The sequence below is a fragment of the Bradyrhizobium archetypum genome, assembly GCF_013114835.1.
GTDB lineage: Bacteria > Pseudomonadota > Alphaproteobacteria > Rhizobiales > Xanthobacteraceae > Bradyrhizobium > Bradyrhizobium archetypum.
The window spans coordinates 1-25,924 of the sequence record NZ_JAAVLW010000005.1 but is presented as its reverse complement, the minus strand read 5'-3'; the positions used below and the strand labels follow the sequence as shown (position 1 = coordinate 25,924).

The 25,924-nt window shown below is 57.8% G+C and carries 33 protein-coding genes and 1 pseudogene; 18 read left to right on the top strand and 16 right to left on the bottom strand.

From position 1 onward, the window contains the following. The first annotated feature begins 725 nt into the window (after positions 1-725). Positions 726-953: a hypothetical protein gene (locus tag HCN50_RS16430; protein ID WP_171710729.1), complete on the top strand. Its 228-nt coding sequence runs from the start codon at positions 726-728 to the stop codon at positions 951-953. 57 nt (positions 954-1,010) lie between these two features. Here HCN50_RS16430 and HCN50_RS16425 read toward each other — a convergent pair whose 3' ends face one another. The 4 genes from HCN50_RS16425 to HCN50_RS16410 form a co-directional block, all read right to left on the bottom strand. Further along, positions 1,011-1,214, bottom strand: coding sequence for a hypothetical protein (locus HCN50_RS16425; protein WP_171710728.1), 204 nt, complete (start codon positions 1,212-1,214; stop codon positions 1,011-1,013). 405 nt (positions 1,215-1,619) lie between these two features. Next, positions 1,620-2,861 carry a HEPN/Toprim-associated domain-containing protein gene (locus tag HCN50_RS16420; protein WP_210264974.1) on the bottom strand — a complete coding sequence of 414 codons (1,242 nt, stop codon included), beginning with the start codon at positions 2,859-2,861 and terminating at the stop codon, positions 1,620-1,622. Positions 2,862-3,086: 225 nt separating this feature from the next. Continuing rightward, positions 3,087-3,647 (bottom strand): hypothetical protein, encoded by a 561-nt coding sequence (locus tag HCN50_RS16415; protein ID WP_171710726.1) that lies wholly within the window; start codon positions 3,645-3,647, stop codon positions 3,087-3,089. After that, on the bottom strand, positions 3,644-4,030 hold the full coding sequence (locus HCN50_RS16410) for a hypothetical protein (RefSeq protein ID WP_171710725.1): 387 nt from the start codon (positions 4,028-4,030) through the stop codon (positions 3,644-3,646). Before HCN50_RS16410 ends, HCN50_RS16415 begins: the two co-directional genes overlap by 4 nt. A 246-nt stretch (positions 4,031-4,276) precedes the next feature. Here HCN50_RS16410 and HCN50_RS16405 point away from each other — a divergent pair. From HCN50_RS16405 to HCN50_RS16395, 3 genes and pseudogenes are all read left to right on the top strand, one after another. Beyond that, a pseudogene (locus HCN50_RS16405) lies at positions 4,277-4,728 on the top strand (hypothetical protein). Continuing rightward, positions 4,725-5,168 (top strand): hypothetical protein, encoded by a 444-nt coding sequence (locus HCN50_RS16400; protein ID WP_171710724.1) that lies wholly within the window; start codon positions 4,725-4,727, stop codon positions 5,166-5,168. The pseudogene HCN50_RS16405 and the gene HCN50_RS16400 overlap by 4 nt, the downstream one beginning before the upstream one ends. Further along, on the top strand, positions 5,161-5,823 hold the full coding sequence (locus HCN50_RS16395) for an SOS response-associated peptidase (RefSeq protein WP_171710723.1): 663 nt from the start codon (positions 5,161-5,163) through the stop codon (positions 5,821-5,823). Before HCN50_RS16400 ends, HCN50_RS16395 begins: the two co-directional genes overlap by 8 nt. A gap of 41 nt (positions 5,824-5,864) precedes the next feature. On the opposite strand, the gene HCN50_RS16390 is transcribed toward HCN50_RS16395, so the two are convergent. Next, positions 5,865-6,086, bottom strand: coding sequence for a hypothetical protein (locus HCN50_RS16390; RefSeq protein WP_171710722.1), 222 nt, complete (start codon positions 6,084-6,086; stop codon positions 5,865-5,867). Between the two features lie 1,186 nt (positions 6,087-7,272). Beyond that, positions 7,273-7,518 carry a DUF6894 family protein gene (locus tag HCN50_RS16385; protein WP_171710721.1) on the bottom strand — a complete coding sequence of 82 codons (246 nt, stop codon included), beginning with the start codon at positions 7,516-7,518 and terminating at the stop codon, positions 7,273-7,275. Positions 7,519-7,635: 117 nt separating this feature from the next. Between HCN50_RS16385 and HCN50_RS16380 the strand changes: the two genes are divergently transcribed. After that, positions 7,636-7,830 carry a hypothetical protein gene (locus HCN50_RS16380; RefSeq protein WP_171710720.1) on the top strand — a complete coding sequence of 65 codons (195 nt, stop codon included), beginning with the start codon at positions 7,636-7,638 and terminating at the stop codon, positions 7,828-7,830. Between the two features lie 925 nt (positions 7,831-8,755). On the opposite strand, the gene HCN50_RS16375 is transcribed toward HCN50_RS16380, so the two are convergent. Continuing rightward, positions 8,756-9,007 carry a hypothetical protein gene (locus tag HCN50_RS16375; protein WP_171710719.1) on the bottom strand — a complete coding sequence of 84 codons (252 nt, stop codon included), beginning with the start codon at positions 9,005-9,007 and terminating at the stop codon, positions 8,756-8,758. A 284-nt stretch (positions 9,008-9,291) separates the two neighbouring features. Beyond that, positions 9,292-10,005 (bottom strand): hypothetical protein, encoded by a 714-nt coding sequence (locus HCN50_RS16370; protein ID WP_171710718.1) that lies wholly within the window; start codon positions 10,003-10,005, stop codon positions 9,292-9,294. Between the two features lie 1,001 nt (positions 10,006-11,006). Between HCN50_RS16370 and HCN50_RS16365 the strand changes: the two genes are divergently transcribed. Further along, complete coding sequence (locus HCN50_RS16365; protein WP_235977030.1) at positions 11,007-11,264, top strand: hypothetical protein; 258 nt, start codon at positions 11,007-11,009, stop codon at positions 11,262-11,264. A 123-nt stretch (positions 11,265-11,387) separates the two neighbouring features. Then, entirely contained in the window at positions 11,388-11,594 is a 207-nt protein-coding gene (locus tag HCN50_RS16360; RefSeq protein ID WP_210264973.1) for a GFA family protein, read from the top strand. Between the two features lie 170 nt (positions 11,595-11,764). Here the strand turns inward: HCN50_RS16360 and HCN50_RS16355 are convergent, their stop codons facing one another. Next, positions 11,765-12,067 (bottom strand): hypothetical protein, encoded by a 303-nt coding sequence (locus tag HCN50_RS16355; protein ID WP_171710717.1) that lies wholly within the window; start codon positions 12,065-12,067, stop codon positions 11,765-11,767. After that, positions 12,064-12,264 (bottom strand): hypothetical protein, encoded by a 201-nt coding sequence (locus HCN50_RS16350; RefSeq protein WP_171710716.1) that lies wholly within the window; start codon positions 12,262-12,264, stop codon positions 12,064-12,066. The genes HCN50_RS16355 and HCN50_RS16350 overlap by 4 nt, the downstream gene beginning before the upstream one ends. Before the next feature lie 364 nt (positions 12,265-12,628). Here HCN50_RS16350 and HCN50_RS16345 point away from each other — a divergent pair, with 364 nt between their 5' ends. Next, the gene (locus HCN50_RS16345; RefSeq protein ID WP_171710715.1) at positions 12,629-13,372 is read left to right on the top strand and encodes a class I SAM-dependent methyltransferase; all 744 of its coding nucleotides are present in this window, start codon (positions 12,629-12,631) and stop codon (positions 13,370-13,372) included. Between the two features lie 193 nt (positions 13,373-13,565). Here HCN50_RS16345 and HCN50_RS16340 read toward each other — a convergent pair whose 3' ends face one another. Further along, positions 13,566-14,009: a hypothetical protein gene (locus HCN50_RS16340; protein WP_171710714.1), complete on the bottom strand. Its 444-nt coding sequence runs from the start codon at positions 14,007-14,009 to the stop codon at positions 13,566-13,568. Positions 14,010-14,331: 322 nt separating this feature from the next. Between HCN50_RS16340 and HCN50_RS16335 the strand changes: the two genes are divergently transcribed. Beyond that, on the top strand, positions 14,332-15,072 hold the full coding sequence (locus HCN50_RS16335; protein WP_171710713.1) for a hypothetical protein: 741 nt from the start codon (positions 14,332-14,334) through the stop codon (positions 15,070-15,072). A gap of 203 nt (positions 15,073-15,275) precedes the next feature. Here HCN50_RS16335 and HCN50_RS16330 read toward each other — a convergent pair whose 3' ends face one another. Next, positions 15,276-15,743 (bottom strand): cupin domain-containing protein, encoded by a 468-nt coding sequence (locus tag HCN50_RS16330; RefSeq protein WP_171710712.1) that lies wholly within the window; start codon positions 15,741-15,743, stop codon positions 15,276-15,278. 476 nt (positions 15,744-16,219) lie between these two features. On the opposite strand from HCN50_RS16330, the gene HCN50_RS16325 reads away from it, so the two are divergent. Both HCN50_RS16325 and HCN50_RS16320 read left to right on the top strand, forming a co-directional pair. Continuing rightward, a complete protein-coding gene (locus tag HCN50_RS16325; RefSeq protein WP_171710711.1) occupies positions 16,220-17,026 on the top strand; it encodes a helix-turn-helix transcriptional regulator in 807 nt (268 codons plus the stop codon). A gap of 125 nt (positions 17,027-17,151) precedes the next feature. Further along, positions 17,152-18,183, top strand: coding sequence for an MBL fold metallo-hydrolase (locus HCN50_RS16320; protein ID WP_171710710.1), 1,032 nt, complete (start codon positions 17,152-17,154; stop codon positions 18,181-18,183). A gap of 121 nt (positions 18,184-18,304) precedes the next feature. Here the strand turns inward: HCN50_RS16320 and HCN50_RS16315 are convergent, their stop codons facing one another. After that, positions 18,305-19,204: a LysR family transcriptional regulator gene (locus tag HCN50_RS16315; protein WP_171710709.1), complete on the bottom strand. Its 900-nt coding sequence runs from the start codon at positions 19,202-19,204 to the stop codon at positions 18,305-18,307. A gap of 111 nt (positions 19,205-19,315) precedes the next feature. Here HCN50_RS16315 and HCN50_RS16310 point away from each other — a divergent pair, with 111 nt between their 5' ends. From HCN50_RS16310 to HCN50_RS16290, 5 genes are all read left to right on the top strand, one after another. Next, the gene (locus tag HCN50_RS16310) at positions 19,316-20,533 is read left to right on the top strand and encodes an arabinose transporter (protein WP_171710708.1); all 1,218 of its coding nucleotides are present in this window, start codon (positions 19,316-19,318) and stop codon (positions 20,531-20,533) included. After that, positions 20,530-21,306 carry a carboxymuconolactone decarboxylase family protein gene (locus HCN50_RS16305; RefSeq protein WP_171710707.1) on the top strand — a complete coding sequence of 259 codons (777 nt, stop codon included), beginning with the start codon at positions 20,530-20,532 and terminating at the stop codon, positions 21,304-21,306. Before HCN50_RS16310 ends, HCN50_RS16305 begins: the two co-directional genes overlap by 4 nt. Positions 21,307-21,362: 56 nt before the next feature. Continuing rightward, positions 21,363-21,593, top strand: a complete 231-nt coding sequence (locus tag HCN50_RS16300) for a tautomerase family protein (protein WP_171710706.1) — start codon at positions 21,363-21,365, stop codon at positions 21,591-21,593. A gap of 121 nt (positions 21,594-21,714) precedes the next feature. After that, positions 21,715-22,110, top strand: a complete 396-nt coding sequence (locus HCN50_RS16295; protein WP_210264994.1) for a (R)-mandelonitrile lyase — start codon at positions 21,715-21,717, stop codon at positions 22,108-22,110. Between the two features lie 186 nt (positions 22,111-22,296). Further along, the gene (locus HCN50_RS16290; RefSeq protein ID WP_171710704.1) at positions 22,297-22,581 is read left to right on the top strand and encodes a hypothetical protein; all 285 of its coding nucleotides are present in this window, start codon (positions 22,297-22,299) and stop codon (positions 22,579-22,581) included. Between the two features lie 87 nt (positions 22,582-22,668). On the opposite strand, the gene HCN50_RS16285 is transcribed toward HCN50_RS16290, so the two are convergent. Further along, positions 22,669-23,037: a hypothetical protein gene (locus HCN50_RS16285; protein ID WP_171710703.1), complete on the bottom strand. Its 369-nt coding sequence runs from the start codon at positions 23,035-23,037 to the stop codon at positions 22,669-22,671. 339 nt (positions 23,038-23,376) lie between these two features. Here HCN50_RS16285 and HCN50_RS16280 point away from each other — a divergent pair, with 339 nt between their 5' ends. Next, positions 23,377-23,757, top strand: coding sequence for a nuclear transport factor 2 family protein (locus HCN50_RS16280; protein ID WP_171710702.1), 381 nt, complete (start codon positions 23,377-23,379; stop codon positions 23,755-23,757). Between the two features lie 250 nt (positions 23,758-24,007). Here HCN50_RS16280 and HCN50_RS16275 read toward each other — a convergent pair whose 3' ends face one another. Next, on the bottom strand, positions 24,008-24,319 hold the full coding sequence (locus HCN50_RS16275; protein WP_171710701.1) for a hypothetical protein: 312 nt from the start codon (positions 24,317-24,319) through the stop codon (positions 24,008-24,010). 931 nt (positions 24,320-25,250) lie between these two features. Between HCN50_RS16275 and HCN50_RS16270 the strand changes: the two genes are divergently transcribed. Continuing rightward, complete coding sequence (locus HCN50_RS16270; protein ID WP_171710700.1) at positions 25,251-25,400, top strand: hypothetical protein; 150 nt, start codon at positions 25,251-25,253, stop codon at positions 25,398-25,400. Positions 25,401-25,414: 14 nt separating this feature from the next. Here the strand turns inward: HCN50_RS16270 and HCN50_RS16265 are convergent, their stop codons facing one another. After that, entirely contained in the window at positions 25,415-25,573 is a 159-nt protein-coding gene (locus HCN50_RS16265; RefSeq protein ID WP_171710699.1) for a hypothetical protein, read from the bottom strand. Positions 25,574-25,924 lie beyond the last annotated feature (351 nt).

Here is a 25,924-nt window from a genome sequence, read left to right as displayed (position 1 = left end):
TGATGAAATTACGCCTCCCCTCGCCCTTTTGCCGATCAAGAGAAGGCAGCGCGCCGGATCCTGAAGATCGCCAGCGCCCTCGAGCCGGTGCAAGGCCGCATCCACAGCCATGTTACAGCGGCCCCCCGGCGTGCGGGTTAAATTGCGCGGAACTGTTTTGGCAGCGGCCGATTGAATCATCCCCAACGCGCGCAAGGAGCGCTGCTGCCATGCGCCTTCAGACATATCGAGACGAAACCCGCTCTCGACACTTCGATTTAATCGGCGGAGGCGGCCACCCTTGGTCGATTGATCTGGTCGCCGTAACCGCTGCTTGCCTATTAGTGATGGGCTTCGCCTGGGCCGTCGTAGCCCTGTGGGTCCGCTAGGCGGGATGTATCAGCGGACCCCGCCGGGCCGATTGTGCCGCAGCCAGGCGCCAGTCGCCCGGATGATCATCCATTGTGGCGACTACAAGTGCGCGCATTCGATTGTGATCGACACTGACTGCTCGCCCGCGAGCCTGTGGCTGTCCGATCTGGCGGCCCTATTCGTCTGCACGGTCTGCGGTCATCGCGGTGCCGATGTCAGGCCCTTGTTTGAACAGGCCCGAGTGGGAGCTGGCCGCGAAGCAAACGGCCGCGCGGGGTGAAATCGTGCGCCAGGATCCGCGCGCATCATCAGGGGGATGCCCAAGTCGGGAAAAACAGGAAGTAGGAACTTCTCATCATATCGGAGGCAGAGTGATGGACGATCGAGAACAGCGAGAAATCGAAGACCGCCGGAAATTTCTGATTTCAGCCGGCAGATTTGCGGCCGTAACACCTCCAGCGATCACGCTTTTGCTGTCCACTTCTTTGACGTCAGATGCAATCGCGCACTCCGGTGGGCGCAATGGCGGTGACAAGCCCGGCAACAATGGCTGGGGCAATGGAGGCAATGACGGCGGCAACAAAGGCGGTGAATATCGCTGACATATGGCCCGCCAGCGTGCGATTCTTGACAGGATTGGACTAGTCGTTCGGAGCAGGTTACGACGCGTCACCGGCTTTCCTAGGCCCGCCGATGCTGTAAGGCTTGTTGAGGAAGTAATCGCGGTTGCCCAACGCCTTGTCGGCGTACTGATCGATCGCGACGGTGATCGCCTGGACGTGCTGATAGCAGTAGCCTTCACGCGCGGCCCGCTGGCGCACTTCAGCAAGCGCCCTGATCCATGGCGAGTTGTAGTGAGACACCCGGACTTGTGCGCGTCGTCGTGTTTCAGGGCCCCGGAGGCACTACGCCCTTCAATTGGCTGGCCCTCCACGGGCCCTGAGGTGATGGGGTCCACGCTTCTGTCTCCCGCACTGGCGGGCAGTTAGCGCGTCCAGCGCATAGCGCATTCTGAATGCTCATCGAGTAGCGGATTTCTACTCCGTGGGTCGCAGATCGGGTTCCTGCTTGGGTCGCCAAGGTTCCGGCGGGAATACTCAAATGAAACCAATACTTACGTCGTTGACGAAATTTTCTTAGTACACGGTTTACTTAGAACAATCGGGGAAAATTGAGGACATTCGGGGACAGTTCGGGACAGTAATTCCCGAAGAAATTCCCGAAGTGTTGCGCAGGGCGGCACAACAAGAAGTGGCTAGACGTCATGTCTAAGCTAGCCGTACTTGGAGCTCTTTCATCTTCACGCAGGCTTGGAAGATCATGTTGAGCACAGCCTCGATCTTTCTGTAGTCGTAACCGATGGTGCGCGACCTTTGGTCGAGAAAGTTATTTTTGTATCGATCTTTGTTAATTAGGGCGCCTTGATACGCGCTTAGACTGCTGTTGAAGCTGCTCCATCTAACGCAGGCATTTTCATCCAGTTGTAGGTAGCATTCGAGTGCAGCTGCTTTACCGTTGATATCAAGCCTGTGTTGACCACTCGGCCCTATGGTCTGGAAGGAGCGGAATTCATCGAGATCGGGCAATTTGAGGATCCTCATGTTGGCCGGCACGTTCAGCTGACTGCATCGATTGAAACTGAAAAGTCCCTCGGCATCGTTGTCAAAGAGCACAACGATATTGTTTTGGATTGATATGCTAATCAGCCCCTGGACGAACTTGTAGAGGTTACCGGTGCCGGAGAACGGGTAGCCCTCCTCCATGTCTACGAAATCAAAAAAATCAGCAATGTGCGGCCGCAGAATTCTGAGAGCGTGCTTCAAGATTGCCGCATCTGAACTGCCCTCGGTGACAATCAAGAATCTTTCTGAGGCCTGCAGGTGGTGAACAAATTCGTCGCGTGCAGCCCACCCCCCTTCCTCAACATCTTTATAAGCCCATATGACCGGCAACGTTGCGGCGGCGGGATTTTCAGCCAGTAACCGGAGAACCGAGTGACTACTTAGATTTTCCATGCCTTCAGCAGCACTCCACAGAACGCGTCGCGTCTCACCCTCAGGCAATTTCATACCGAGTTTCGGAAATACCTGCTCCCTGAAAAATTCTCCGAAATCTTCGTCTCCTTGTGAGACAGTTATCGCTAGTGAACTGACGTCGACACTGGAAAGAGCTTTCTTCAATGCTTCGAACTCAAACACTTCAGCATCAAAGCCATTCTGGTTCGCCAGATAGATAAATTCCAAGTGGCATTGGTCGATCGTATGCCCCAGCAATTCGATGCGATCCTTGACTTCCAAGAGCGGCTTTGAGAGGCCTTCCCTGTACTCAACTCTGATCTTCCATTGCATTTCGCCGGCTTCGTCGACGTAGTCGCTGCCCTCGACCACGTAGTAGTACGGCACAAGGGTCACATCTGATGTTTGGAAGAAAGCGCTATGGTCCGTGAACCCGCGATTTTTTCCCCAATCAACTTGTAGATTGCCGACCGTGAGCTGAATCATCGACCCCATATCAAACCCCTAACGAATCCCCATGCTCGTTCAGTTCGATTTTGTCTTGTTCTGGGATTGGTCCAATTTTCCGCGACCGCACGCGCGAGCGTTCGATTAGTGCTCCACCATCACGCGGTACAGAGCTCGGAGGGTTCGCCAATCGCGGAAATGCGCGCAGGATGCGGCTTCCTTGATAGACCAGTTGAGGGTTAAGTAGGTTTCCGCTCCGACGCTGGCCTAACGTCAGTGAGCACCGCCGGTAACGAATGCTGACGGCGCATTTTCCGCTTCTACCTGGATTAAAGCCGAGGAGACTTTGACCGCTCTCGCCGCCTGTTTGCGGCAACCGTCAATGAGCAGCGATGCAACAATCGCTGGCCCAATCGTAATTATTGCAACTGGCGATTTGAAGATCATCATCAAAATAAGTATCTTCATTCCGTCATGGACTATCTTTTTAACTTCGCTGCGCACTTCCAGCGGTAGATTCTCGATTGCGCGGTGCAGGTCACTCATTTCCCCGGGCCTTCGCTTTCGAGCAATCGCAAGAAAAAGGAAATTCGGAAGCGTCAAATCATGCGCAAAACGGATGTTCATCTCGAGTGAACGCCGAATAACGCGGTAATCTTGGGATTTGAAATTCAAGCGGCCATCGGCAGCCATATCGAAAATATGATCTCTCGCTTCGAACAGCCTTTGACGCGCAAAATCGGTACACACCCATTGCCATGGGCCGTAAATAACAAAGAGAAGAGCGGCCAGAACAACTAGACTGACCAGCGCACTTGAGGCGATTGCGGTCATTTCGGTTTGTCCTTCGGGTTGGTCTTGCCCTTCGGGGTTAGCCCAGAACTAGAACGATTGGGATCGAGTCGGGTTTCCAAATCCCTAATGCGACCCTGCATTTGTTCCACCTTGCGCTGCCGTGTAATTCGCTCGACTACGGCCCATGCGGTGGCTACTCCTGCCAAGGTCAGCGTGAAAGCGAATTGAACATTTGCAAGAACCGCAAGTTCGAAGGCTAGCTTAGTCGTCTGTCCAGCCAATGTCTCTATGGCTTCACGGGCGATGTAGACCCCAAAAACCGCTCCCGAGACCTTAATGAGCGTCCGGAACGTTCTGTACTTTTCTTCTAGCCTTGCAATCTCGATCCGTTCATGGCTTCGAACACTGACGGGTTTGCTCACGGGGAATCACCTTAAATGATGACTCCAATACCCGAATTTCAAGTTCGCGGAAGGGTATCCTATCGGCCCGCGCACTACTTTACGTCCTACCATACAACTTCGAGGAGATTGAAGACCCTTCAATGACCAGGTCGAGGCTTCCCGTGCGGCTTTGCTAAGCGCTTCTACAGATTGAAGTTGGGCCCGTCCCGAAGCGCAAGAAGTAGTGGTATTTGCTGCCAGGCTCGGCTTGGGTTTTCATATTGAATGGCCCCGAAATACCATCCAACACCTGTCTCCGGCAGCCACCGTAAGGCGCTCGCCAAGGAGCTCACGCGCGCACGCGCAATGACGTCGATCCTCGCGCGGCGCGCGTCCGAAACACGCGCGGCCGGCGAAGCGATGATCCGCGAGGCGGACGATCTGCTGTGCCAGAGCTGGAATGAGCGCATGTGGCCGATGGCGAGCCGGTAGAACCCTCGCCTACGGTCGATCAGGCGATCAATGGTGGCTATCCGTGGCTCGAGATCGCCTGTTCGCGTTGCCGCACGCCGCGCACTGTCGACCTGGCATCGCTTCCACACGTGCCAACCACCTGCGTGCACGACCTCGCCAGCCGGCTGCACTGCGAGAAATGCCGCAAGACTGGCAAGCGTCCGCCGGCGGAGCTTCGGCAACTCACGAAGCGGCGGCTGCATGATCCGGACGCGATGCCATGATCGAACTGACCCGCCGCCGTGATCCTCATCGACCCGACCGCTGGAAGATCTATTTCGGCGATGTCTGTGTCGGCGATATCGGCCCCCGCGCCGGTGTTCCCACCACCGTGGACCAATGGGAGTGGTACTGCGGTTTCGTTCCGCCGGCGCGTCGCGGTGTTGACGCTGGGGGCACTGCTATCGACTTACACGATGCGCGAAAGAAGTTTGCAGATGCGTGGCAGAGTTTGCAGACCACCTTCACGGACGACGACTTTGCTGAGTACCGCTACGCGCGCGCCTGGACTGCATGGAAAGAGAGAATGTGGAAGGACGGCCGCAAGCTGCCGACCCAAACGCAGAACGGTCGCTCGCGATGCTTCTGCGGCTCGGAGATTGACATCCGCGGTATGGCAGCGCACGTCAGAGCCGCCCACATAACCGAATCTGCCAATGTGTAACCTCTACTCGATCACAACCAACCAGGAAGCCATCCGCGCCCTCTTCCGCGTGATGAACCGCTATGTTGGCAACCTCCCGCCGATGCCGGGCGTGTTTCCGGATTATCCCGCCCCCGTCATCCGCAACGCCGGCGCCGAGCGCGAGCTCGTCCTGATGCGCTGGGGCATGCCGCCACCGCCACGAACGGGCGGACCTCCAGTTACCAACATCCGCAATACCTCCTCGCCGCACTGGCGCGGCTGGCTGAAGCCGGAAAACCGTTGCCTGGTGCCGTTCAATAGCTTTGCAGAATACGCGCCCGAACCGAACCCGGAGACCAAGAAAAAAGACGTCGTCTGGTTCGCGATCAACGACGATCGCCCCCTGACCTGCTTCGCCGGCATATGGACTGAGTTCAAGGGTGATCGCGGCACCAAATCGAAACCGATTCCTGGTCCGCATCAGATCTATGGCTTTCTCACCACATCGGCGAACGCCGTCGTCGAGCCGATCCATCCGACGGCCATGCCGGTGATCCTGTTGACAGACGAGGAGCGCGACGTCTGGATGCGCGCCCCGTGGGATGAGGCCAAGGCACTGCAGCGGCCGTTGTCCGACGAGGCGATCAGCATAGTCGCCCGTGGCGCTGACAAGGAAGACAAGGTCGCCGCATGAAATTCGCTACCTCGTAGCGGCGAACCGGTTGGCCGCTTGCCTTACTGCACCCCAAGTTCCTTGATCGCCAGAGCCGAAATTTCGGCAGGATCGCGAACCCCAGTTTGCCCGATCTCAATTATCTTCTTGGCCACCATCTCGGCTATCGGGTCGCTCCGGTCAACAAGGCCCATGGTCCGCAATGCTGTCTCATAGGCCGTCGTCAAGCGACTGATTTCCTCCGGTCCCATCGGCATGTTCTGCAATAAGCGATAGATCGGCATGGTCCGGCCCCCAAGAAGCAAGATCATACTATATGCACCACGACGGGAAAAAGTGGCAGGCACGGCGAAACCACGGGAACAAATTTGGGGCGCTAAGAGTCATCCCCGCAGCCGGTTAGTCCCCCTGCCCCATTGGCCGGCTGCATAGGGCGCGACCGTGGTGATGCCGGTCGCGTCCTTCTTTTTTGTCCGATCTGGGATCAGAATTCGCGATTTCATTGCGTGGAACGCAATGACCGTATCGACATTGGTTCCCTTTAAGGGCGCACGTCAATGCGATACTGCCCCAGGTGCGACAATACTCGCTGGGTTTGCGAAGACCATTTTACTCTGCCGTTCTTGGGTGAACGGGCCTGCGGTTGCGGCGGCGCCGGCGCACCTTGCCCGGACTGCAACATAACCGACCCGGACGATCCAGACGAGATCCCCGCAATGCCGGCCGGCTTCAAGCCCGATCTAAGCTAATCGAGCGCCTGGAGTGACAAGCCACACTGCGCAGCGAAAAGGGCCTCAGCGGGGACGTGCTGAGGCCCTCTTGGAGCTGAGGTGTCGCATCGACATGCGACGCGGCTCAACTCACTTCCCGCCGTTCGCGTTCCTAACGCGACAGCCGGCGCTCGACTCGCTTCCGGCTGCTGAGACCCTAGTGGCGGCAATCATCTGGGTCATTCTTGCGAAACTGGGTCGACCAAGAGAGATCCGTGAGTGCATCAAATGAAACGGCTCCGGGGTGAGGCCGTGCGTTGACCGGAGCCGTTCGACCTTTCTTAGAGAAGGTTCTACTTCCGGCTGGAGCTACTCAGCGACACAAACCGGAAGCCTCGAGTCTACTCGTCAGAAGCGTGGTCGTTCCTAAAATTGGAGCGCACGCGGTTCACGGCGCGTCCCAGCCTTTGGACCCGCCAATGTGGACGCCGCGGAAAAGTGGTTCGCCAACTGAGGCGGCCTACTGCTGAGGAAGTATCACGGGCCCGATCACCAACCGATATGTCGGGACCCAAGCCGTGTTCCAACTTTCCATCGTAGCCCCGCAAACCGAGCATTCAAAGCTGCTGATCTGTCTGCTCGCGGCCATGGATTCGGAGCGGTTATAAACCGCGCCGCACTTGCAAGACCTATGATGCGATTCAGCCATACGGTCATTATGCGCTCGGGCGCTTGCGATAGCCACTGTTAAATCCCGGTCTCAGTGCCTGTGCCGATCAATCTCAAAGGTGAACCTCACCTGGAGAACCGGACCGTCGTCGTCACGGACTTCGATTGACATCCGGTGGTCCGCTCCGTTGTGGTCCCTTCTGACCGCGTCCCGCGCCATGTCGGCTAGTGAGCGGGCGGCCTCTTCCTGCACCCGCTCAATGCTGGGAAGTTCCAGCCCTTCCTCGTCAGGGGCGAGATCGTCACCCTCTCTTAAGTCAAAGTAGTAGCGTCGCATAGGGCACCACCTTCGCCCCGGAAGTAGAACCCTGAAACTGAGAGGTTGTTCGCGGAAACAATAGGAACTATGTCCGTTTTCCTGAACTTGAGTCCGCGCTCAGTAAGGCCGCGTACCATGAACACCCCGGACCAGGACGTCGTATTACAGTCGATGGAGGATGCCAGGCGCATCCTCGGGGAATACATCGCGCTCCGCCCAAACGATGCCACGAGAACGGTGCACCGGCTAATTGCTGTTCTCGATCGAGAGGAAGTCGTCCACGCCCTGAATCGGATGAAGCTGCGCCGCACCATTCGGCTTGTGGAATGAAGCGACCCCGGCAATACGCAACGCACCGGGGCCGCCTGTCAGTGGAGATTACCCCGGCCGGGGACGCAGCCAGGGCAACCAGACACTAGCTGCGCGGTGCCGGTGCCCGTCGTGAAATAGGTATTGGTGACGCGGCCGAGGCGGGTCGCCAGGCGCTGGCGCACAAACGCCTCGACCTCGCCATTTCGCGTGGCTGGCTCGAGTTGCACGAGAGCGGAACGTTTGTAAAGTTAACGCAGAGCGGCGCCGATCTATTTGCCTAGCGCGTGGACTCTTAAATCGCGATGTCCGCTTATCCCCCGACAGCGGCGGAGAAGCGGATATTGCACAAGGTCCGAGAAGGGCCAATTGGCGACATGAATTGCATTGACAAATGAAAGAGGCCGACAGACTGAGGTGGTTCTACTCGGATGTTGGTCTTGGTGCTCGCCAAAGAAGCGCTGCCAAAGCGAGAACAGATAAGCTCGCGAGAATGATGAGAACCTGCTCGGTTTCGCCGCTGAAGATAGTCCGAGACGGGACGTAACCCTTCTTTGCGGGAAGAAAGTTTACTGGAGCAGACGTTAACACCCAGAACAGGATCAGAGCCCGCGCGCCGAAGAAAAGTGCAGTCGTCGCGCAAACCAGCGCGAGTAAGCGACTTAAGAGCATCTTCATAGAAGACCTTACTAGCAAAATGAGGCGCTGCGAAATTCAGCTCGTGCAGTCGAACCTAGGCAGGGTTATCGGTACGAATTTCATACTCCGCGCTATACACCAAGAGGTAGCATTGTCCAATACTTGGCCGGACCAGCCGAGGTCTGCTTTGGGCCAAAAGCGGCGGTGAGGACCTGCGCGGCCCGATGTCCGGTCTACTGCTGACAACCGACGTGACGAATGCTTGAGCGTTGTTCGGCTAAGGGCCAAAAGGCGACTTGAACGTTGGCTAAACTTCCTGGTCCCGCTTGGGTAGCAAACCCAGAATTAGCCAACCGAAGAAGCTTACGATCACGAACGACATCATAAGGACGAACACAAATAGGGTCGGTTCTTCGCGATAAGTGACCGAATGAAACGTTGTAAATCGTCCGGCGTAGAAAACTCGCTGCGCAAAAAGCGCGGACAATACCTGAGCGAAAGCAATCAGCCACAACAAGGCTACCGGAACAAGAGTTGCCAGCGCTTTGAACGTGCGCATCCTCGCGGTTGATCTTGCAGTAATTTTGACACCCCTACCCATGATTGCCCGCCTTCACGCTCGACGCGGAAGCTAGACGTTAAAGGCTAAGAGCCAGGTGCGCTGATAGGGCGCATTTGATTACATTTGTACACTTCCGCTTTGGGTCAAAATGCGACGTCGCTCGGACTTTACAGCCACTTCTGCTTTGCTCCCGACGGCGGACATCATCCGGCCCGTCGGCATGTCCGTTGAGGGCCACAAGCGGTCATTCGATCAAATGCCAAGTGACGGCCATCGATAAGCTAGGAGCGTTGAAAATCGCCGCCATGCAGACCGAGCGGAGCGTTCCTCGAAGTGAACTCGCCATCGATATAGCCACCGTTGAGACGGTGCAACCAGCTTAGTCGGCCTTGAACTACCCTAGTTAGCTGCTCGCCGCTGATACCGAAAGAATTGAACGGCCAAATACCCGTTGGCACGATTTCCAACGTGGCGCGCGTCAGCCTTGCGCCGGATCCGAACTGCTCCGCGATATCCGGGCGTACTCGTTCCGCCGTCAACGGATCATTCATATCGCGAAACCGGACAAGCATAGGAAGGCTGCCCAGCGGCAGCTCCCGTTTGCCGGACAAGCGTCGGAGCTGCTTGATCCCTTCTTCGACTAGCCTCGGTAGGCTCCCGCCGGGAAAGTCGAATGCGCGGAGGACTATCCATTCCGGTCCTGACCGGCTGTCGGTATCTGGCTTGAGCAGCGCAAACAGCGTCCCTCGCTTCCCGAGGTCAAGGACAACGGCTTCACCCCTGAAACTCACGGAAAGCTCGGGCTGAGCGGCAATCTGTGGCTGCTTTGTGTAGGTTACTTCGATGACGCCCGAGCCGGACTTGGGCTGGCCGTCAACCTCGGCTTCAAGGGTTAGGCGATAGCGCAGCGTTAGGCTCGGATACGCCATACGGTAGGCCAGCACAACAGCCCCGATGCAGATGATAGCGATGGTGGCGAGCCTGAGCAGTTTCATCGTACGTTGTCGCTGATTGACGCTGCGCAGTTAAGCAACCGAAGGTTAAGCCTGCGTTTCTGCAGCAAGTGAAGCTGCCGAGGCCCGCTTCGGGTCAAAACGCGAAAAGCTCAGCGTGAGCAAATCTAGTCCGCTAGGGTCCCACTTAGCGGACCTCCATGGCAGGTCTCACCACTTCTTTGATGGGACCACAAGGCCGACGTTAGTAAGTGCCTTCCTCAGTTCTCCGGTCTGACTTGCAATTGCGGGTACCGCTCCGCCATCCCGTTAAGTGGCTGCTTCGGCTCCTCTTGTCGGATACGCCACGTCAAACCTCCAAAGGCAGAATCCGAAAACTCCACCTAAGACTGCGCCAGCGATTGCGCTCGCGAGGACGAAGTGAAGGTGGTTTTGTGGATTTACGTAGAAGATCAAGTGAGCGATGAATCTAGCGTAGGTGATCGATGCCCCCAGGAGAGCCCCACAACCGCTGAGAACGAAAACCGTTGAGATGGTCGCAGGCTGCCGAACGAGACCTATCAAAGGGAAAAGGATGCAAGTCACTGGCCAGGCGAATTGTGCCCCGATCATGCTCGGGACGATCAGCAGTGCCAAGGTGGCCTTTGCGCCGCCGACAAATATCGAAGTCAATAAACTCCAAACCAAATTACAACTAACCCTGGGAACGCCAGAGATCCAATGTAGCCAGCTAAGAACGTGAGCGAGACCCCGACAGCGACGCTGAAGAATATCCGAGAATGGGACCTCGCCATGGTGCCTTTGTGCCCAAGTACAGCTGAATTTTTCATGTGCGATTTCGATCAAATGCCTTAGAAGCCATACACGCTCCCTTCCGCTTAGGGTCACAAGCCGCAATGCTCCCGGCGAGTCAAATCACGTCAGCTCTGCCTGCGAAAGGCGACCTGAGCGAGACCTGCCAAATCCGTCGCGATGGGCCAGTAAGGGACATTGAGAAATTGGGCGCTCCCAGTTAAACAGGCCACTACCCCAGGGGCGGAGCCATGAGGATCGAGTTGAACGACCTTGCTGCTTTTCTGTTGGAGGCCAAGCGGCGCACCTACGCCGGTTTGGACGATGACGCGACTGTGACAGCAGCATTGCTCGATGGTTCTAAGCAGCTTGAGCACCAAGCAAGTCCGTATGCATATCGAGACATTTATTTCGGTATGGGGTTCTTCGTTGGACAGGAGACAGTATCGAAGGATGGCCAAGGTGCCATTGACGTTATTGCGATAACTCATGTCATCGACTTCGAATGAAGCGGGGCCGCGATATGGCATATCAATGCGCCCCGCGAGCAAGGCTCGACGAAGGAACTTGTAGATCACTAGAAGACTCTCTCGATCCACGATATCCGGGATCGGCGCCACCACTGTAACACATTGACCAAACGACTCTTCTGTTCGACGTGCGGCTCCACGGTCTATTGGGAGAGCGAAAGTTTTCCTGGACGCGTCATTGTTGCCATCGGAAACTTCGCCGACCCGAGTTTCCCGGCGCCGACCGTCTCGGTGTGGGAGGAGTCACGCCATCCCTGGGTCTCGTTGCCGCCCGATACTCCGCTCACGCGAACGGCGAAGCAGGGGTGACCACATCACATCTGAGGTCCGTTCCGGGTCATGAGCGCCGTTTTGGCGGCCAAGCTGCCGCTTCCGGTCTGCCCTGAGCAGCAGACGTTGGGACTGGCTGTTGGCAGGTCTCTGAAGGGCCAACAGCGGACCTTATACGCGCTATAGCGCTTGAGGGCGGCCTTAAGCTTCTATCGGGCTCTTGAAGTGAGATTGCTAATCAACACTCCGAGCAGCATGGCCGCTAGGAACGGCGGAACGAAAAACATGGGATAATAGTATGCATAGAAGACGCCGACACTCATCGCGTTGAGTGACCCCGGATAGATTTTCTCCGCAGCTATGACCCCTGCAATGACCGAAACGACAAGTGATGACATTGCGCCAGTCCATGAACCGAACAACGCTCCGATGATCCAGCCCAATACCGCGCCGGGGATGGCGGCGAAGAAAAAGACGAGCCCCCAAACCCAAATGATTGCTGCGTTAGTCATCTGAGGCGATCTTGATAGAGTTTATCTGCCTTTATGAAGGCGAAGATCGCGCCCACCATAGTGGGCAATCCGAAGAACATCCACAAGCCGAACGCGATCGGGGCGCCATCGGACCCAGCACGCGCACCCATGGCCGCGATTAAAACGGTTGGGAGGAGCAGCACGAAACCGACAAGTACGAGTAGGATTTTCTTCATGAAGACAATTCTAGGCCGCGGACGTTAACAACCCATCCATTTGTTAGCGGACACTCCGGATTCAGCTAGGACACCCGGGATAAATACGGACAACCCCATGGCTCCTAAGGAATGTAGGACCAATTCAGGAACAAGAAGGTTCGTTGGCCGGATGTCCGATTTGGGTCATGAGCGCCGTTTTGGCGGCCAAGCCGCCGCTTCCGGTCTACCCTGAGCAGCAGACGTCCTGACGGGCTGTTGGCAGGTCTCTGAAGGGCCAAAACGAGACGCTCCGTCGAAACATCTTGGAGTTGCAATAGGCCTGCGACACGTGCACAACTGCGGTGCAGATTAGTGGCATTGGTAGCGCTTAGAGGAGCCCGAAATGACTGAAACTCCAACCAAGCTGGCGAATCTAAGCGCAAGTTGGGAGGCTGAGGCACGGCAATGGATTCAATGGGCGCGCGCTCCGGGACACGACAGCTATTGGCGTTTTCACCGTGACCAATTTCTTCGACTTTTGCCTCCGCCGGGACGGCAAACCTTAGATATCGGATGCGGCGAAGGACGTCTCGCCCGTGACTTGAAACAACTCGGCCATCGTATCATCGGCGTCGATAGTTCGCCATCTCTCGTCACTGCCGCCCGAGAGTCCGATCCCTCAATGGACGTGCGCTTGGCGGATGCTTGCGCGCTCCCACTCGATGACGCCTGCACGGATTTGGCTGTCGCTTTCATGTCACTTCAAGATATCGATGAAATGCCTGCTGCCATTAGAGAAGCCGCGCGCGTTCTGCAACCAGGCGGGAGACTTTGCTTGGCGATCGTCCATCCGATTAATTCCGCCGGAAAGTTTGAAGAGGCGACTGCCGACGCGCAGTTCGTCATCAAAGGTGACTATCTTCATGCTTTCCGCTACGCCGATGCAGTTGAGCGCAACGGCTTGGCGATCACGTTCAACAGCCAGCATCGGCCTCTGGAGCATTATTTTTTGGCTTTGGAGGAAGCCGGATTTTTGGTCGAGGCCCTTCGTGAGCCGGCTCTTCCAGACCACTGCATTATCGTGGGACCTGGCCGCCGGTGGCAGCGCATACCCTACTTCCTGCATTTGCGCGCGGTTCGCCCGTAGAATTTCAGTTGGAGCCGTCGCGCGTGAGAAATCAGCGGAAACGTCGTGGCCCCCAGGACTCTCGCCAAGCTGCCCATAGCGGCTTTGGGTCACAAGCGGCGGTCCGGCCGGTCATCTCGTCAGGTCCGGTTCTCCTCCGAGAGCGGCCTTTGCGGCCGCTCAGGGGCAGTTCGGCTGAGGGCCAGAAGCTGACTTAACCGGCCACCTGCATGCGGGAGAATGCCGCTAGATAAGCGGACCAATCAAAAGCGAACGGACCTACGCCGGTAATCTTCGTTTCAGGTTCGAACCCATTCTCGTATGCAAAGTCAGACCACTGCACGGAAGCGTCATCTCGACGAGAGATAAAAACCGTGATGGCTCCGCAAGCGAAATCGCCACATTCGGGGCAACCGAACAAAACCGCACGGTGGCCGCCTCCAATGCGCACCTCTGACGTCAGCATATTCACTGACTTGACGTTGAAGCGGCTGGCCAGATCAGGCTCGAAACGAGCATCCGAAAGACACCCGCACATGTCAGAGGCAGACGCCTGAGTAGCTTCAAAGAGGGACACGCCATTGACGACAAAGTCGAAGGTGTGCCGCTCGGTGGAGCCTGTCCGATGGAGTGGCGCAAGTTGGAGTTGGTCAGCCATTCGCATCGCTCGCGGTCTATCCGTGTATTTGATCCAGTGCCACCCTAAACATTTTTGGTCGGGTACAGCCAGACCGCCAAGTCCGCTTTTTTGGTCACAAGCGGCGTAGAGGCGAGCATGGACCGGGTCCGGTCTGTCCCTGTCAGCCGACATGACAAAGAATTGGGCGGGTGTTCGGCTTAGGGCCAGATGCAGAAGTCTCGCCACGAGCCTGCATTCTGCAACGCGAAACATCGGAAATCGCCTAGAAGCCGGGTTTCGCATTAGCGGAGCATAAACAATTGAGGCATCATAAGGAGATAGCAACCTAGGCTGGTGATCAATGCGCCGTTTTACATTATCGCTGTTCATGGTTTTGGCTTGCATCCTGCAGGCAGAAGCCGAACCAACATCCATTCGCTGCGACGGCCAATACTATCAGCAGCAGCCGCAACGTTACTTCGTAACCTACGACCTCGGGACAAATCATTTCGTATTTGAGAACCCCGGTGGAAACAAACTACCGGGCGAAATCATCGCGGTAAGTGACGCGCAACTGGACTTCAGCCTGAGGGCCGATGGAGGACGTATCCTTTTTTCCTTCGACCGCAAGCGCAACGCGATGACGTGGCCGGGAATGCCCGCCAATGAACTGGCAAGATCTTTACTGCAACACTCCTGCACGGAAGTCCCTGGCAGAACAATGCTCTCAGCCTTCTATCGGCCTGAGCCGTTTGATCCGAAACGTCTCGACCCCGTAGACGCCTTTTCGCTTACCTGCACAGGCGAGATGGGTGCATATTTCGTAACTCTGGATCGCGCTACAAGAATCGTCGTTCTAGAGACATACGCGGCGGGCCAGACCATGTCGGGCGAGATTACTGGAACGGACGATGGCGTCATGAAGTTCGCCGTCGCTGGCCGCCCCGACCGGTTTGACTTGGTTTGGGACGAGCGCAAGCGATTGCTGACCTGGATCGGGGTTGCAGGCAATCAGTCGAGGCCGACAAAAACTCATGAATGCGCTGTGACGAAGCCGCGATCAATCATGGAGGGTTATTCCAGCCTAGCGCGCTGGCGCTGAATGCGCTTGCGCGTTTGCGGCTGCTTTGGGTCAGACTCAGAAGTATCTGGCAGCGCGAACTCTCGTCCGCTCCTCCTCAAAGAGGTGACTAAGCCGCGTCTTCGCAGATGGGCGGCTTGGGGCCAACAGCAGTCGTTTCAGCAAACGACTCGCTGCTGCCTGCGAACCCGAAAAGTGAGCCGGCGGCTTGACCCGGCCGTCAGTTATTGAGAGCGACCCACTGTTCCTTTCGGGCATGCGGTCTGACTCACTGGGGTTACAGCCTGGTATTTCCTTTCGACGATGATGTATTGAATCGTGGTGTCTCCCACGTTTGCAAACTCATGCCATGGGGTCGGAGGCGCATCGAACAATGCGCCGGCGGTTACATTGATCTTACGTATTCCTTTCTCGTCCTCGATCTGTCCTTGGCCTCCGCTTACCACATAACTAAGGTAACCCGGGTGTGAGTGGCAGACGTGCACAGCCCCCGGTGGGAACGTGCACCGAGCGACGCGGACATGCGCGTCCTCAAAAAGTTTCTCGCAAGGTTTCTTGCCCTGCCACTCAACAGATAGCCCGTCGGGCACGTCGTCGGCGCTTGCCGCATCGACTCCGCCGAAGATAACGAACGGCGCGAGGAGCGCAGCGGCAGATAAAGCGATCAGGGCGCGGGTGAATGAAATGTTCATGAATTCCCTCCCTTGTTATCCGACGTTCCAGATGACCAAGGATCGGCGTGAACGATAGCGGTCGCTCACCAAGAAAAAGCGGCTTCTATTGATTGTCCGAATGCTTGGCTGTCTATGTGCGCAGCCGAAGAAGCAAGGGGCAATTCCGCCACCTTGGAGCTTTAGGTTACGTCGTGGCAGCCGCCTCTTCAAGAGATTGTGGGCGCGCTCGGCTATCGGAATCGGATGTGTTTTCCGTTTAAGGTCATTCGCGACCGATCTAGCCGGTCCTGCCTGCCATTTGACGTCCACTTTGACCTGAAAGCGACCTGATAGTTGCGCGCACGCGAAATGACGCGAAGGGCCCATAAGCCGAAAAGTACGGTTCAGATCGCCAAGACTGATCGGCTTGGCACCTGTCCTTGCCGAAAGCCAATTTGTGGTAACATGCAGATCGTTGGACGGCGTCGGGTGGCGCCGAAACGGGATGGCCGTCGATGGATGTCAGACGAAGGACCCCTCATAACGCGCTTCGCAGCATCGTTCGCTCATTCGAGGAACGCCGCGGAACATTGGGTCCCGAAGGGCTGACGTGGCCGCTGACGGCGCGGCCCCACCAGATCATCGACATTTATCTGGGCGATCCTTTCCGCCTTCGAATTGATGGTGGTCCCCTGCAGACGGCCGCAGAGACAGTTGTAGTCGGCCCGCAGGGGTCACGCCGGATCCAGCTCTACATGTCAGGCGAGGTTCACATCTTCAATATTCTGCTACAGCCGGCTGCGCTCAACCGCCTCGTCGGCCTCGATATGACCTCTCTTGTTAACGAAGGCATCCCGGCCCGCGACGTTCTCGGCAAGAGCGCGGTGCTGCTGAGCGGCGCCGTACGTTCAGCTTCTGACTTCGACGCGCGCGTAGCCGCTGCAGAACGTTGGTTCGGGATGATGCAGGATGACAGTCCAGCCCAGGATGGGATCGACTATACGTCCCGTCTGCTGCTGGCTTCACGCGGTCGCGTCCGTATCGACCAGCTTGTGAAGCAATCGGGCCTTAGCGCGCGCCAATTCCAGCGGCGATTCACTGTCCAAGTGGGTCTTTCGCCCAAACTTTACGCGCGTACGGTTAGGTTTGACGCAGCCTTGACGGCCCATCGCAACGAACCGTCGAAACCTTGGACCGGCATCATCCATTCAGCGGGATATTTCGATCAGGCGCATTTCATCCGCGAATGCCACGGATTAGTCGGGGTCGCACCAAGTCAACTTGTCGGCGACTGGGATAACATTTTTTCCCCGGATGGCTGAAATATACAAGCGCACCGGCTGAAGACGGCTTTTGCTATCTCGCAAGAGGACTCGGCCAAGGTGCGCCCGCATTTGTGCCGATCAGATACGTGCGACGGATGCGATCAAGCAAAGGAATTTTCTCAATGGCGGCAACTGGCGGGACGACAAAGCGACGATGCATTCTGGCAGGTACCGCGGCTGTTTTCGCACTGGTCTATTCGATCTCGGGCGCCGCAGCGGCTGAAGACAAGCCTCCGATGTCCAAGGACATCGTCGTGACGCTGCTCGGTACGGGTGCGCCCCTGCCGAGTCCCGCGCGTTTCGGGCCGGCAACATTGGTTCAAGCCGGCGGGCTCAATCTGCTTTTCGACGCTGGGCGCGGCGTTACCGTGCGTCTGTTTCAATTAGGCATGTCGTTCGGCAAGGGCATCGACGGCGTCTTTCTGACCCACTATCATTCAGACCATGTCGCAGGATTGCCTGATCTCTGGATGACAGGATACATGTTTGGACCGTTTGGATCCCGCGCCAGAGCCCTGCGGCTATGGGGGCCATCGGACGGGACTACCGCGCCAAGCGGAGTGGCGAAAATTGCAAAAGGCCTTGCCGAGGCGTTCTCTGATGACGTGCGCATCCGTCAGGCGGACGAACATATCCCGGCGGCTGCCACCCAGATCGAGGTGCACGACTTCCATGGAGACCGCGTCGTGTTCGACGAAGCCGGCGTCAAGGTCACCGCGTTCGCGGTCGATCACGGCGAGCTCATCAAGCCATCCGTGGGTTATCGGATCGACTACGGTGCAAGGTCTGTCACGATTTCAGGGGACACGAAGTTCGACGAAAACCTGATCAGGCACGCGACGGGAACGGACCTCCTGATCCACGAAGTTTTTGCGATGTCGGAGCAAATGGCAAAGTTGCCGCAGCTCAAACCGATCGCCGCTCATCACACGTCGCCTGAGGAAGCCGGGACGGTTTTCTCGCGCGTGAAGCCGAAGCTTGCCGCCTATTCGCACATCGTGCTTCTCGGAACAGAGGTGCGTGAGCTCTTATCACGGACGCAAAGCACCTATCAGGGGCCGCTGGAGGTTGGAGAAGACCTCATGCGTTTCACCATCGGTGACCGCGTTGTCGCAAAGAGATGGCACTCCGAGCTTCGAAAGTATCCAGATTAGCTCATTTCCGCTTAGGGTCACAAGCCGTAATGCTCCCGGCGAGCAAATCACGTCAGCTCTGCCTGCGAAAGGCGACCTGAGCGAGACCTGCCAAATCCGTCGCGATGGGCCAATGGCAGACCTACTTCCCGCGATACCGTAGTGCGTCGACTAGTAGCGAGAATGCTGGCGAGGGCTGGCGCCGACTGGGATAATAGAGATGGTACCCGGAGAAGGGCGGACACCAATCTGTGAGAACTCGGACCAATTGACGCTTCGCGATGAAAGATTGGACGTGTCCTTCTGTGAGATAAGCCAGTCCGAGGCCCTTTAGTGCCCCTTCCAGTAAGAGTCCCGCGCTGTTGAACACGAGCTGGCCTTCGACGCGAACGTTCAGCTCTCGGCCGTTCTTCTCGAATTCCCACGCGTAGAGGCTGCCCCCGTGGGTCGGCAGACGTAGGTTGAGACAATTGTGGCTCGTTAGGTCTTGGGGCATCTTGGGTCGCTTCCGGCTCGCGAAGTAGGCCGGCGAGCCCACAACCGCCATACGGAGGTCAGAACTTACGCGAACCGCGATCATGTCCTTGGCAACCAGTTCGCCAGGACGAATGCCGGCGTCGACCTGTTGTGCGACGATGTTTGTGAGACCATAGTCGACAATCACTTCGACGTTTATGTCGGGATAGTTGGGCAAAAGCCGGCTCAGCGCCGGGAAGAGAATCGCGTTGGCCGCATATTCTCCGGCCGTAAGCCGAATCGTTCCCGCCGGTTTCTCCCGCAGCTCGCTGAGTGCCGCCAAATCGGCATCCATTTCGCTGAACTTGGGGCCGATGCTTAGGAACAGCCGTTCCCCGGCTTGCGTTGGCGTGACGCTGCGAGTCGTCCGATTTAGAAGTCTGACGCCAATCCGTTCTTCGAGATTCCGGACGATCTGACTGAGGGCCGACTGCGTCATGCCAAGCTGCGCAGCCGCGCGCGTAAAGCTGCGTTCCCTCGCCACGGCGAGGAAAGCAAGCAAATCGCCGGCATCGTCTCGCTTCATTGATAAGCCGACCTAATAGCTCCAATCAAAACTTATCATCTAATCGCGTGAGAAGAAACGCCTTAGGTTCATCCCGCAGCCGAAACAGACCGGCCAGGAACCCACGACCCGATGAAAGAAACTCAGAACGCAATCGCAATCACGACGGACGTAGCGCTGCCTTTTACCACGACGCTGCTGCCGATCATGGGCGTGGTGTTCGTCGCCTTCCTCGTGATCGGTATGGCGATGCCCGTACTTCCTCTCCATGTGCACGACGGGCTGGGTTTCGGCCCGTTCGTGGTGGGTCTGGTCGCCGGCAGCCAGTTCGCGGCATCGTTGATCTCCCGACCGTGGGCGGGGCATTTCTCCGATGCGCGCGGAGCGAAACACGGCGTGGTCGCGGGCCTGCTAGCGGCGGCCGCCGCGGGACTGCTCTATCTGCTCTCGTTCGGCTGCAGCGGATCACCGCTGATTTCGGTCGCGATCCTCCTTTCGGGCCGTGCGCTGCTCGGCGGGGCGGAGAGCTTCATCATCACGGCCGCGGTGAGCTGGGGATTGGCGCTCGCACATTCCCGGAACACAGGAAAGGTAATCGCCTGGGTCGGGTCGGCAATGTTCGCAGCCTTCGCGATCGGCGCTCCCGCCGGCTCGGCGCTCTATGTGGCCTACGGGTTCGCGGCGATCTCGCTCGCGACCACATTGGCGCCACTCGCCGTGCTGCCCCTCGTCGCCCTTCTGCCGGCAGTTGCACTGGTGAAGCACACGCACACCTCGCTCGTCGAAGTGATCGGGGCGGTCTGGCTGCCGGGCCTGGGCTCGGCGCTCGGCTCTGTGGGCTTCGGGGCGGTGACGACGTTCGTCGCCCTGCTGTTCGCAAGGAGGGGGTGGGCAAACGGATGGTCGGCCTACACCGCCTATGCGGTCGCCTTTATCCTGGCGAGGGTGTTCTTCAGCCATCTGGCAGACAAGATCGGCGGAGCGAAGGTCGCGCTGGCCTGCGCCGCGATCGAAGCCGTCGGCCAGGCGCTGATCTGGCTTGCCGTCCATCCAGAGATAGCGCTCGCCGGCGCAGCGCTCACCGGCTTCGGCTTCTCGCTTGTCTATCCCGGCTTCGGCGTCGAAGCGGTCCGCCGCGTGCCGGCGCAGAGCCGAGGTCTCGCCATGGGCGCCTACACCGCGTTCCTCGACGTTGCCCAGGGCCTTGCCAGTCCCGCGCTCGGTCTGATCGCCGCCGGCTCGAGGCTGAACGCTTTGTTTCTCGTCAGTTCGGCGACCGTGCTTTGCGCTTCGCTCGTCGCCTGGTGGCTGATCGCACACCCGATAACTATGGAAGGAGCCCATCAATGAGATCGTTCGCAGCGACACTATTTTCGTTCTGCCTGTTCGCCGGCGCCGCCGCACAGACGCCCATCGTAGGAGCAAATGCCATGCCCAAGCCAGAAGACATCCGCGCCGTGTCGCCGGCGCTCGAAGGCTATGCGCAGAAATTCGTCATAGACGACCTGTGGAAGCGACCGGGCCTCTCCCGCCGCGACCGCGGCATTGTCACCGTCGCGGCCCTGATCGCCCGCGACCAGACCGTAGAACTGCCGCACTATTTGGCTCTCGCGCTCGACAATGGCGTGAAGCCCTCGGAGATATCGGAGATCATCACGCATCTGGCGTTCTATACTGGCTGGGCGAACGCGATGGATGCGATTCCCGCGGCGCGCGAGGTCTTCAAGAGCCGCAACATCGGAGCCGACCAGCTCCCGCCGGACTCGGGACCGCAGCTCCCGCTCGACGAGGCGGCGGAGAAGCAGCGGGCGACCCGTGTGGGAGAGCAGTTCGGCCAAATCACGCCCAGCCTCGTCCAGTATACGACCGACGCTCTTTTCCGGGACCTTTGGCTCAGGCCGGCGCTCGCTCCGCGGGACCGGAGCCTTGTTACCGTGAGCGCTCTCATCGCGACCGGTCAGGTCGCGCAGATCACCTATCACCTGAACCGGGCGATGGACAACGGACTGACGAAGGAAGAGGCCGGCGAGGTGCTTGGCCATCTCGCCTTCTACGCAGGCTGGCCGAACGCATTCTCGGCGGCGCCGGTGGTCAAGGACGTCATCGAAAAGCGGCGCCAATAGTCAGCCAACACTGGATCGCGTGAAGAACACCAAATGATTTTGGAAAGGACGGGCCCATGCCCCACGTCGTCGTGAAGCTGTATTCCGGACAGTCAAACCAGCAGAAGGCCGCGCTGGCCGAGTCTGTCACAAAGGCCGTGATGGACACGCTGGGCTATGGCCAGAACTCGGTGTCGGTCGGGATCGAAGACGTGGAACCGAAGGACTGGGCGAGCCAGGTCTACGGGCCGGACATCGTGGACAAGCCGGAGACTATCTTCAAGAAGCCCGGCTACGACACTCACTGAACGGAGAAAGGTGATGATCACCCGCAGAGGCGTGCTCATCGGCGGCGGCGCCGCCGCTTTGATCGATATTGGCCGAGCGTCGGCGCAGACGATCGCCCCCTCGAAGGAGGTTCACATGGATATGGACATCAAGAGAAATGGATCTCGGCCCTCACAGAAAGGCTCGCAAGACTGGTTCACCGGGCCCGTTCGAATCGACCCGCTATTCCAGCCGCAGGATCCGGCTCGCGCCGGCGCTGGCCAGGTCACGTTCGAGCCTGGCGCCCGGACAGCCTGGCACACGCATCCACTTGGGCAAGCGCTAATCATCACAGCCGGCCTCGGCTGGGTGCAGCGCGAAGGCGGCCCGATCGAGGAGGTCCGTCCCGGCGACGTCGTGTGGTTTCCTCCCGGACTGAAGCACTGGCACGGCGCTTCGCCGACGTCGGCGATGACCCACATCGCCGTCCAAGAATCCCTCAACGGCAAGAATGTGGATTGGATGGAGAAGGTAAGCGACGAGCAGTATCGGAAATGATCACAGGCGCGCCAGCAGTTCATGTCCGCTTCGGGGTCACAAGCGGAATCTAAGGCGGTGATGTGAAGTCCGGACTTCCCTCAATACCGGACCTGCCGCAGGCGAGAAAGTTCGTCAGCTTCGGGCCAATTGGCGACATACGACCGATGGCGTATAGAGTTCCAGTTTTCTCCGTCGAGTGTCGCGATGAACGAGCTTCCAACAGGCCGAGCCAAACTCTACTGGCTGATCGATCTATTCCTGTCCGATCATCATAACATACGCACGTTCTGCAGCGAATTTGAGCGGGCCTACAATGTTGAGGTCGACCGCGCCGAGTTATCGGCAGACGAATTGGTTGTCTTCGGCGGCTTGTTCGACAAAGTGGTCATGTACTCGCCGTTCGACGACGATTTGAAAATTTATCCGCTCTATGTCAGTGGGCAGCAAATTAGGGAGGCCGCTTTGGCCGCGCGTACCAGACTGAGCTGAATCGTCTGGTAGGCTTGGATGCGTATCGGACGACGCGACTTCCGCTATGGATCAATGGGCGACATGCGCGCTCGCACGCGCTCACAATCAATGACAGCCTAGCTCTTTCTGATCGCAATACGGCGCAAATTTCGCGCGCTGCTGATCAGGAACCAACCAGGCGTCAACGCCCCACGGCATGTAGCTAACCATAGTAGCGATTTGATCTCCGTTCGACGTGCTGGCCCAAACAAATCCATATGTACTAGGCGGAGACTTTATTCGCTGCGGACCTTTGAACTCACTTGGATTTACGCCACGCCCCGCGCATTCACGAAGAAACTCTTGCTTCGCTTGGTCTCGCGCGGTCGCCTCGTTACTTCCGACATAAAGAACGGCTTCTTGTGCCGTCAAACCGAGGACAATGGCAAACAGTCCTCCGGCAACCCATAACAATAATCGGGCGAGTTTCTTCACTGCTTTCTTCCAAGGAAAATCGCGCTAGTTTATCCCAAAATGTCAGAGCCTCAATGTCCGCTTGGGGTCAAAATGCGAAGAACTCAGCGTGAGCAAATCTAGTCCGCTCCGCCCCACTAAGCGGACCTCGATGAGGCGTCCCGCCACTTCGCTGATGGGCCACAACCGGACTCATGCAGCGCAGCGTCGCTCGACCAACTTGTTAGCGCTGTTTTAGCAAAGCCAGTTCATTGCTGAGGTCCTAGCGTGGCGAAGGTGGTCATGTTAGCGGTGGGAGTTCTCCCCGTCCCGGGCTGGTGCCACCGCGCAGCAATGTCCTCATGCAGGAGGGAAGTTGGGATGGAAAACCGCGAGTTTCGAGCAGCTCTGGAGCGCCACTGGGCCGCGTCCGACGTGAACGACTTCGAGGCGGAGCATGAGATTTACCAAGAGGACGCGGTCCTCGAGTATCCGCAGTCGGGGGAGCGCATCCGTGGTCGGCATAACATTAAGGCATCCCGTTTCGCACAACCGAACAAGAAACGCTTCACGGTGCGGCGGATACTCGGCGCTGCCGACCTCTGGATCACTGAATTCGTCCTGACCTATGACGGGCAGCCGTCTTATACGGTGAGTATTATGGAGTTCAAGGACGGGAAGGTGGTCCGCGAAACTCAATACTTCGGTGATCCGTTCGAACCGGGCCCTTCGCGCGTTCAGTGGGTTGAGCGGATGCATTGAAACGTTTGCGGCGCGTCTGGGCAGCTCGACACTGGAAACCGCGATCAAATCACGCCGAGAACTACCTTCCCTCTCGTCTCGCGTGTGGGAATACGTTGTTGCCGTTGCGAGAGCACGAATATCCAACCCTGTCCTTCGGCGAAGAAGCTCTCTTCGGCGGCGGGCGCAACAGACCGAGTCCGGTAGGGGTCAAGAGGCGCCGTTCGAAAGATCATTCGGCTGCTTCCGGTTCACCCAGACGAGCCGACGCTCAAAGAGCAAGGCAGGACTTCGCTTTTGGGCCAAATCCGGACTCATGCAGCGCAGCAGTCCTCGGACGGTGCTCGAGGTTGGCACCTTCGAAGAGAGGTTCCTTATTGAAGGCCGACGCAGCAATTGCTGCACCAGCACTTTCCGGCACGGCAAGTGGCGCAGTAGCTTCCGTACTTTTTGCAACGGGAATTAGCGCCACAGGTTGCGAGCGGCGGCGGCATTCGTTTTGACTGCTTGAACGTGGGCGCTTGAGATATTGATGGGCCCCACCATCCTTGGCCCCACCATCCTGTTTGTTGTGCTGAAGCATTTCCAGACACCAATAGTCCGCTCATTAGAAAGACAGCGAGCAAAGCTCCACGACATATCTTTGCGAATGACATAGGAAGACTCCCAAAGCTGGTTCTACTGCCATCCTAGGATGACTGTGCGCATTCAATCCTCCATTTGACATCCTCCAGGCGATCACACTGATGATCTGTCAATCACTTGACTGAGCGATACAGGCATAGGACCGCGTCCCTGCCTGAAGTCAGTACAAACATTCTGCGACGGGATGCGAACAAGGAATGTGAACCAGATCACGGCTCGCAAGTCATTTATGAACTCGCGTCGCTCATGAAGAACGATCGGTCACGGCACCATCCCCTGGGCAGCCTTCCGTGCGTTTCCGACCGAACTATAGCACACCCCGATGAGGGGAGACTGCTGCGCTGCGGGATTTCAATCCGGTCTATGTCGGCTCGGGGTCAGCGTCGGAAAAGACACCTAAGACTACTGTTGGCTCAACCACGCCACCGGTTCTGGCGCTTCTGACACGACCAGCTCCACTGGAAATGCGTCGGCACGTCCGGCGGGAATGCCAGATTGCTGACAAACACTGTAGGATAGCCGCGAACCTAAGTTAAACCGCGCTTCATCGCGTGGAACGTAATAACTGGCATCGATTTGGTTTTCCTTTGCTACCGGGCGGAATTTCGATGCGGTACTGTCATCGGTGCGACAACACTCGGTGGTTTGTGAAAATCACCTCGATCGACCGTTCTTGGGAGAAAGGGCCTGTGGTTGCGGCGGCGCCGGCGCACCTTGCCCGAACTGCAATAGAAATCCCGCCGATCCTGACGATGTCCCGGCGATGCCGGCGGGATTCAAGCCCGATCTGAGCTAATCGAACGCGGCTGGCCGACGTTGCATGACGAGCCCACAGCAAAGGGCTCCAGCGGGGACGTGCTGGGGCCCTCGTGATCCTCGAGATCGCCAATTCCGTCGAGCCAGTGCAGGGCCGCATCTACATCGAGAAAATCAACGGCCCGTTCCTGTTCGACGACAAGGGCACGCCGGCGGAATACCGCACCGGCCTCGCACTCGCGATCGAGCGGCAGCGGCAGTGAGCGGCAGATCGGGATCAAGCCGTCAGCCTGGGCCTTCGCCGAGCTGACTGCTTCGCTGCTGCTTCGGCGAGCCGGATCTGCTCCTTGAGTTTCTGTGGTTCGGCGAACTGTTTGGAAAGAGTTTGGCTGCGCAATATTGCTTTGGCTTTGGCTATTCGGACCTTCTGTCCCATTACAATGCCCTCCAGCTACGCAACAAACCGAATACTAAAGCCGCTCTATGATCTCAGCCATCTATCAATCGGGTTAGATGGCGATCACGAGTTATGACTTATCGAAATGCTGAATTGTTCGCGTGACGCATCACTTCAGGAAAGAACCACGGGACGCGAGACGAGATTACCGCCAACTATGATGGCCCCATTCCATTCAGGGGAGCGGCCATGACAAGACCGTTGGGGCGGTTCCAAAATCAAAGAGGACGTAAGCCAACGCGGCCTTAACAACCTCGAAGGTGAATTTCACCTGCAGCACTGGCCCACTATCGTCCCGGACCTCGATAGCCATCCGAGGGCACGAGCCGT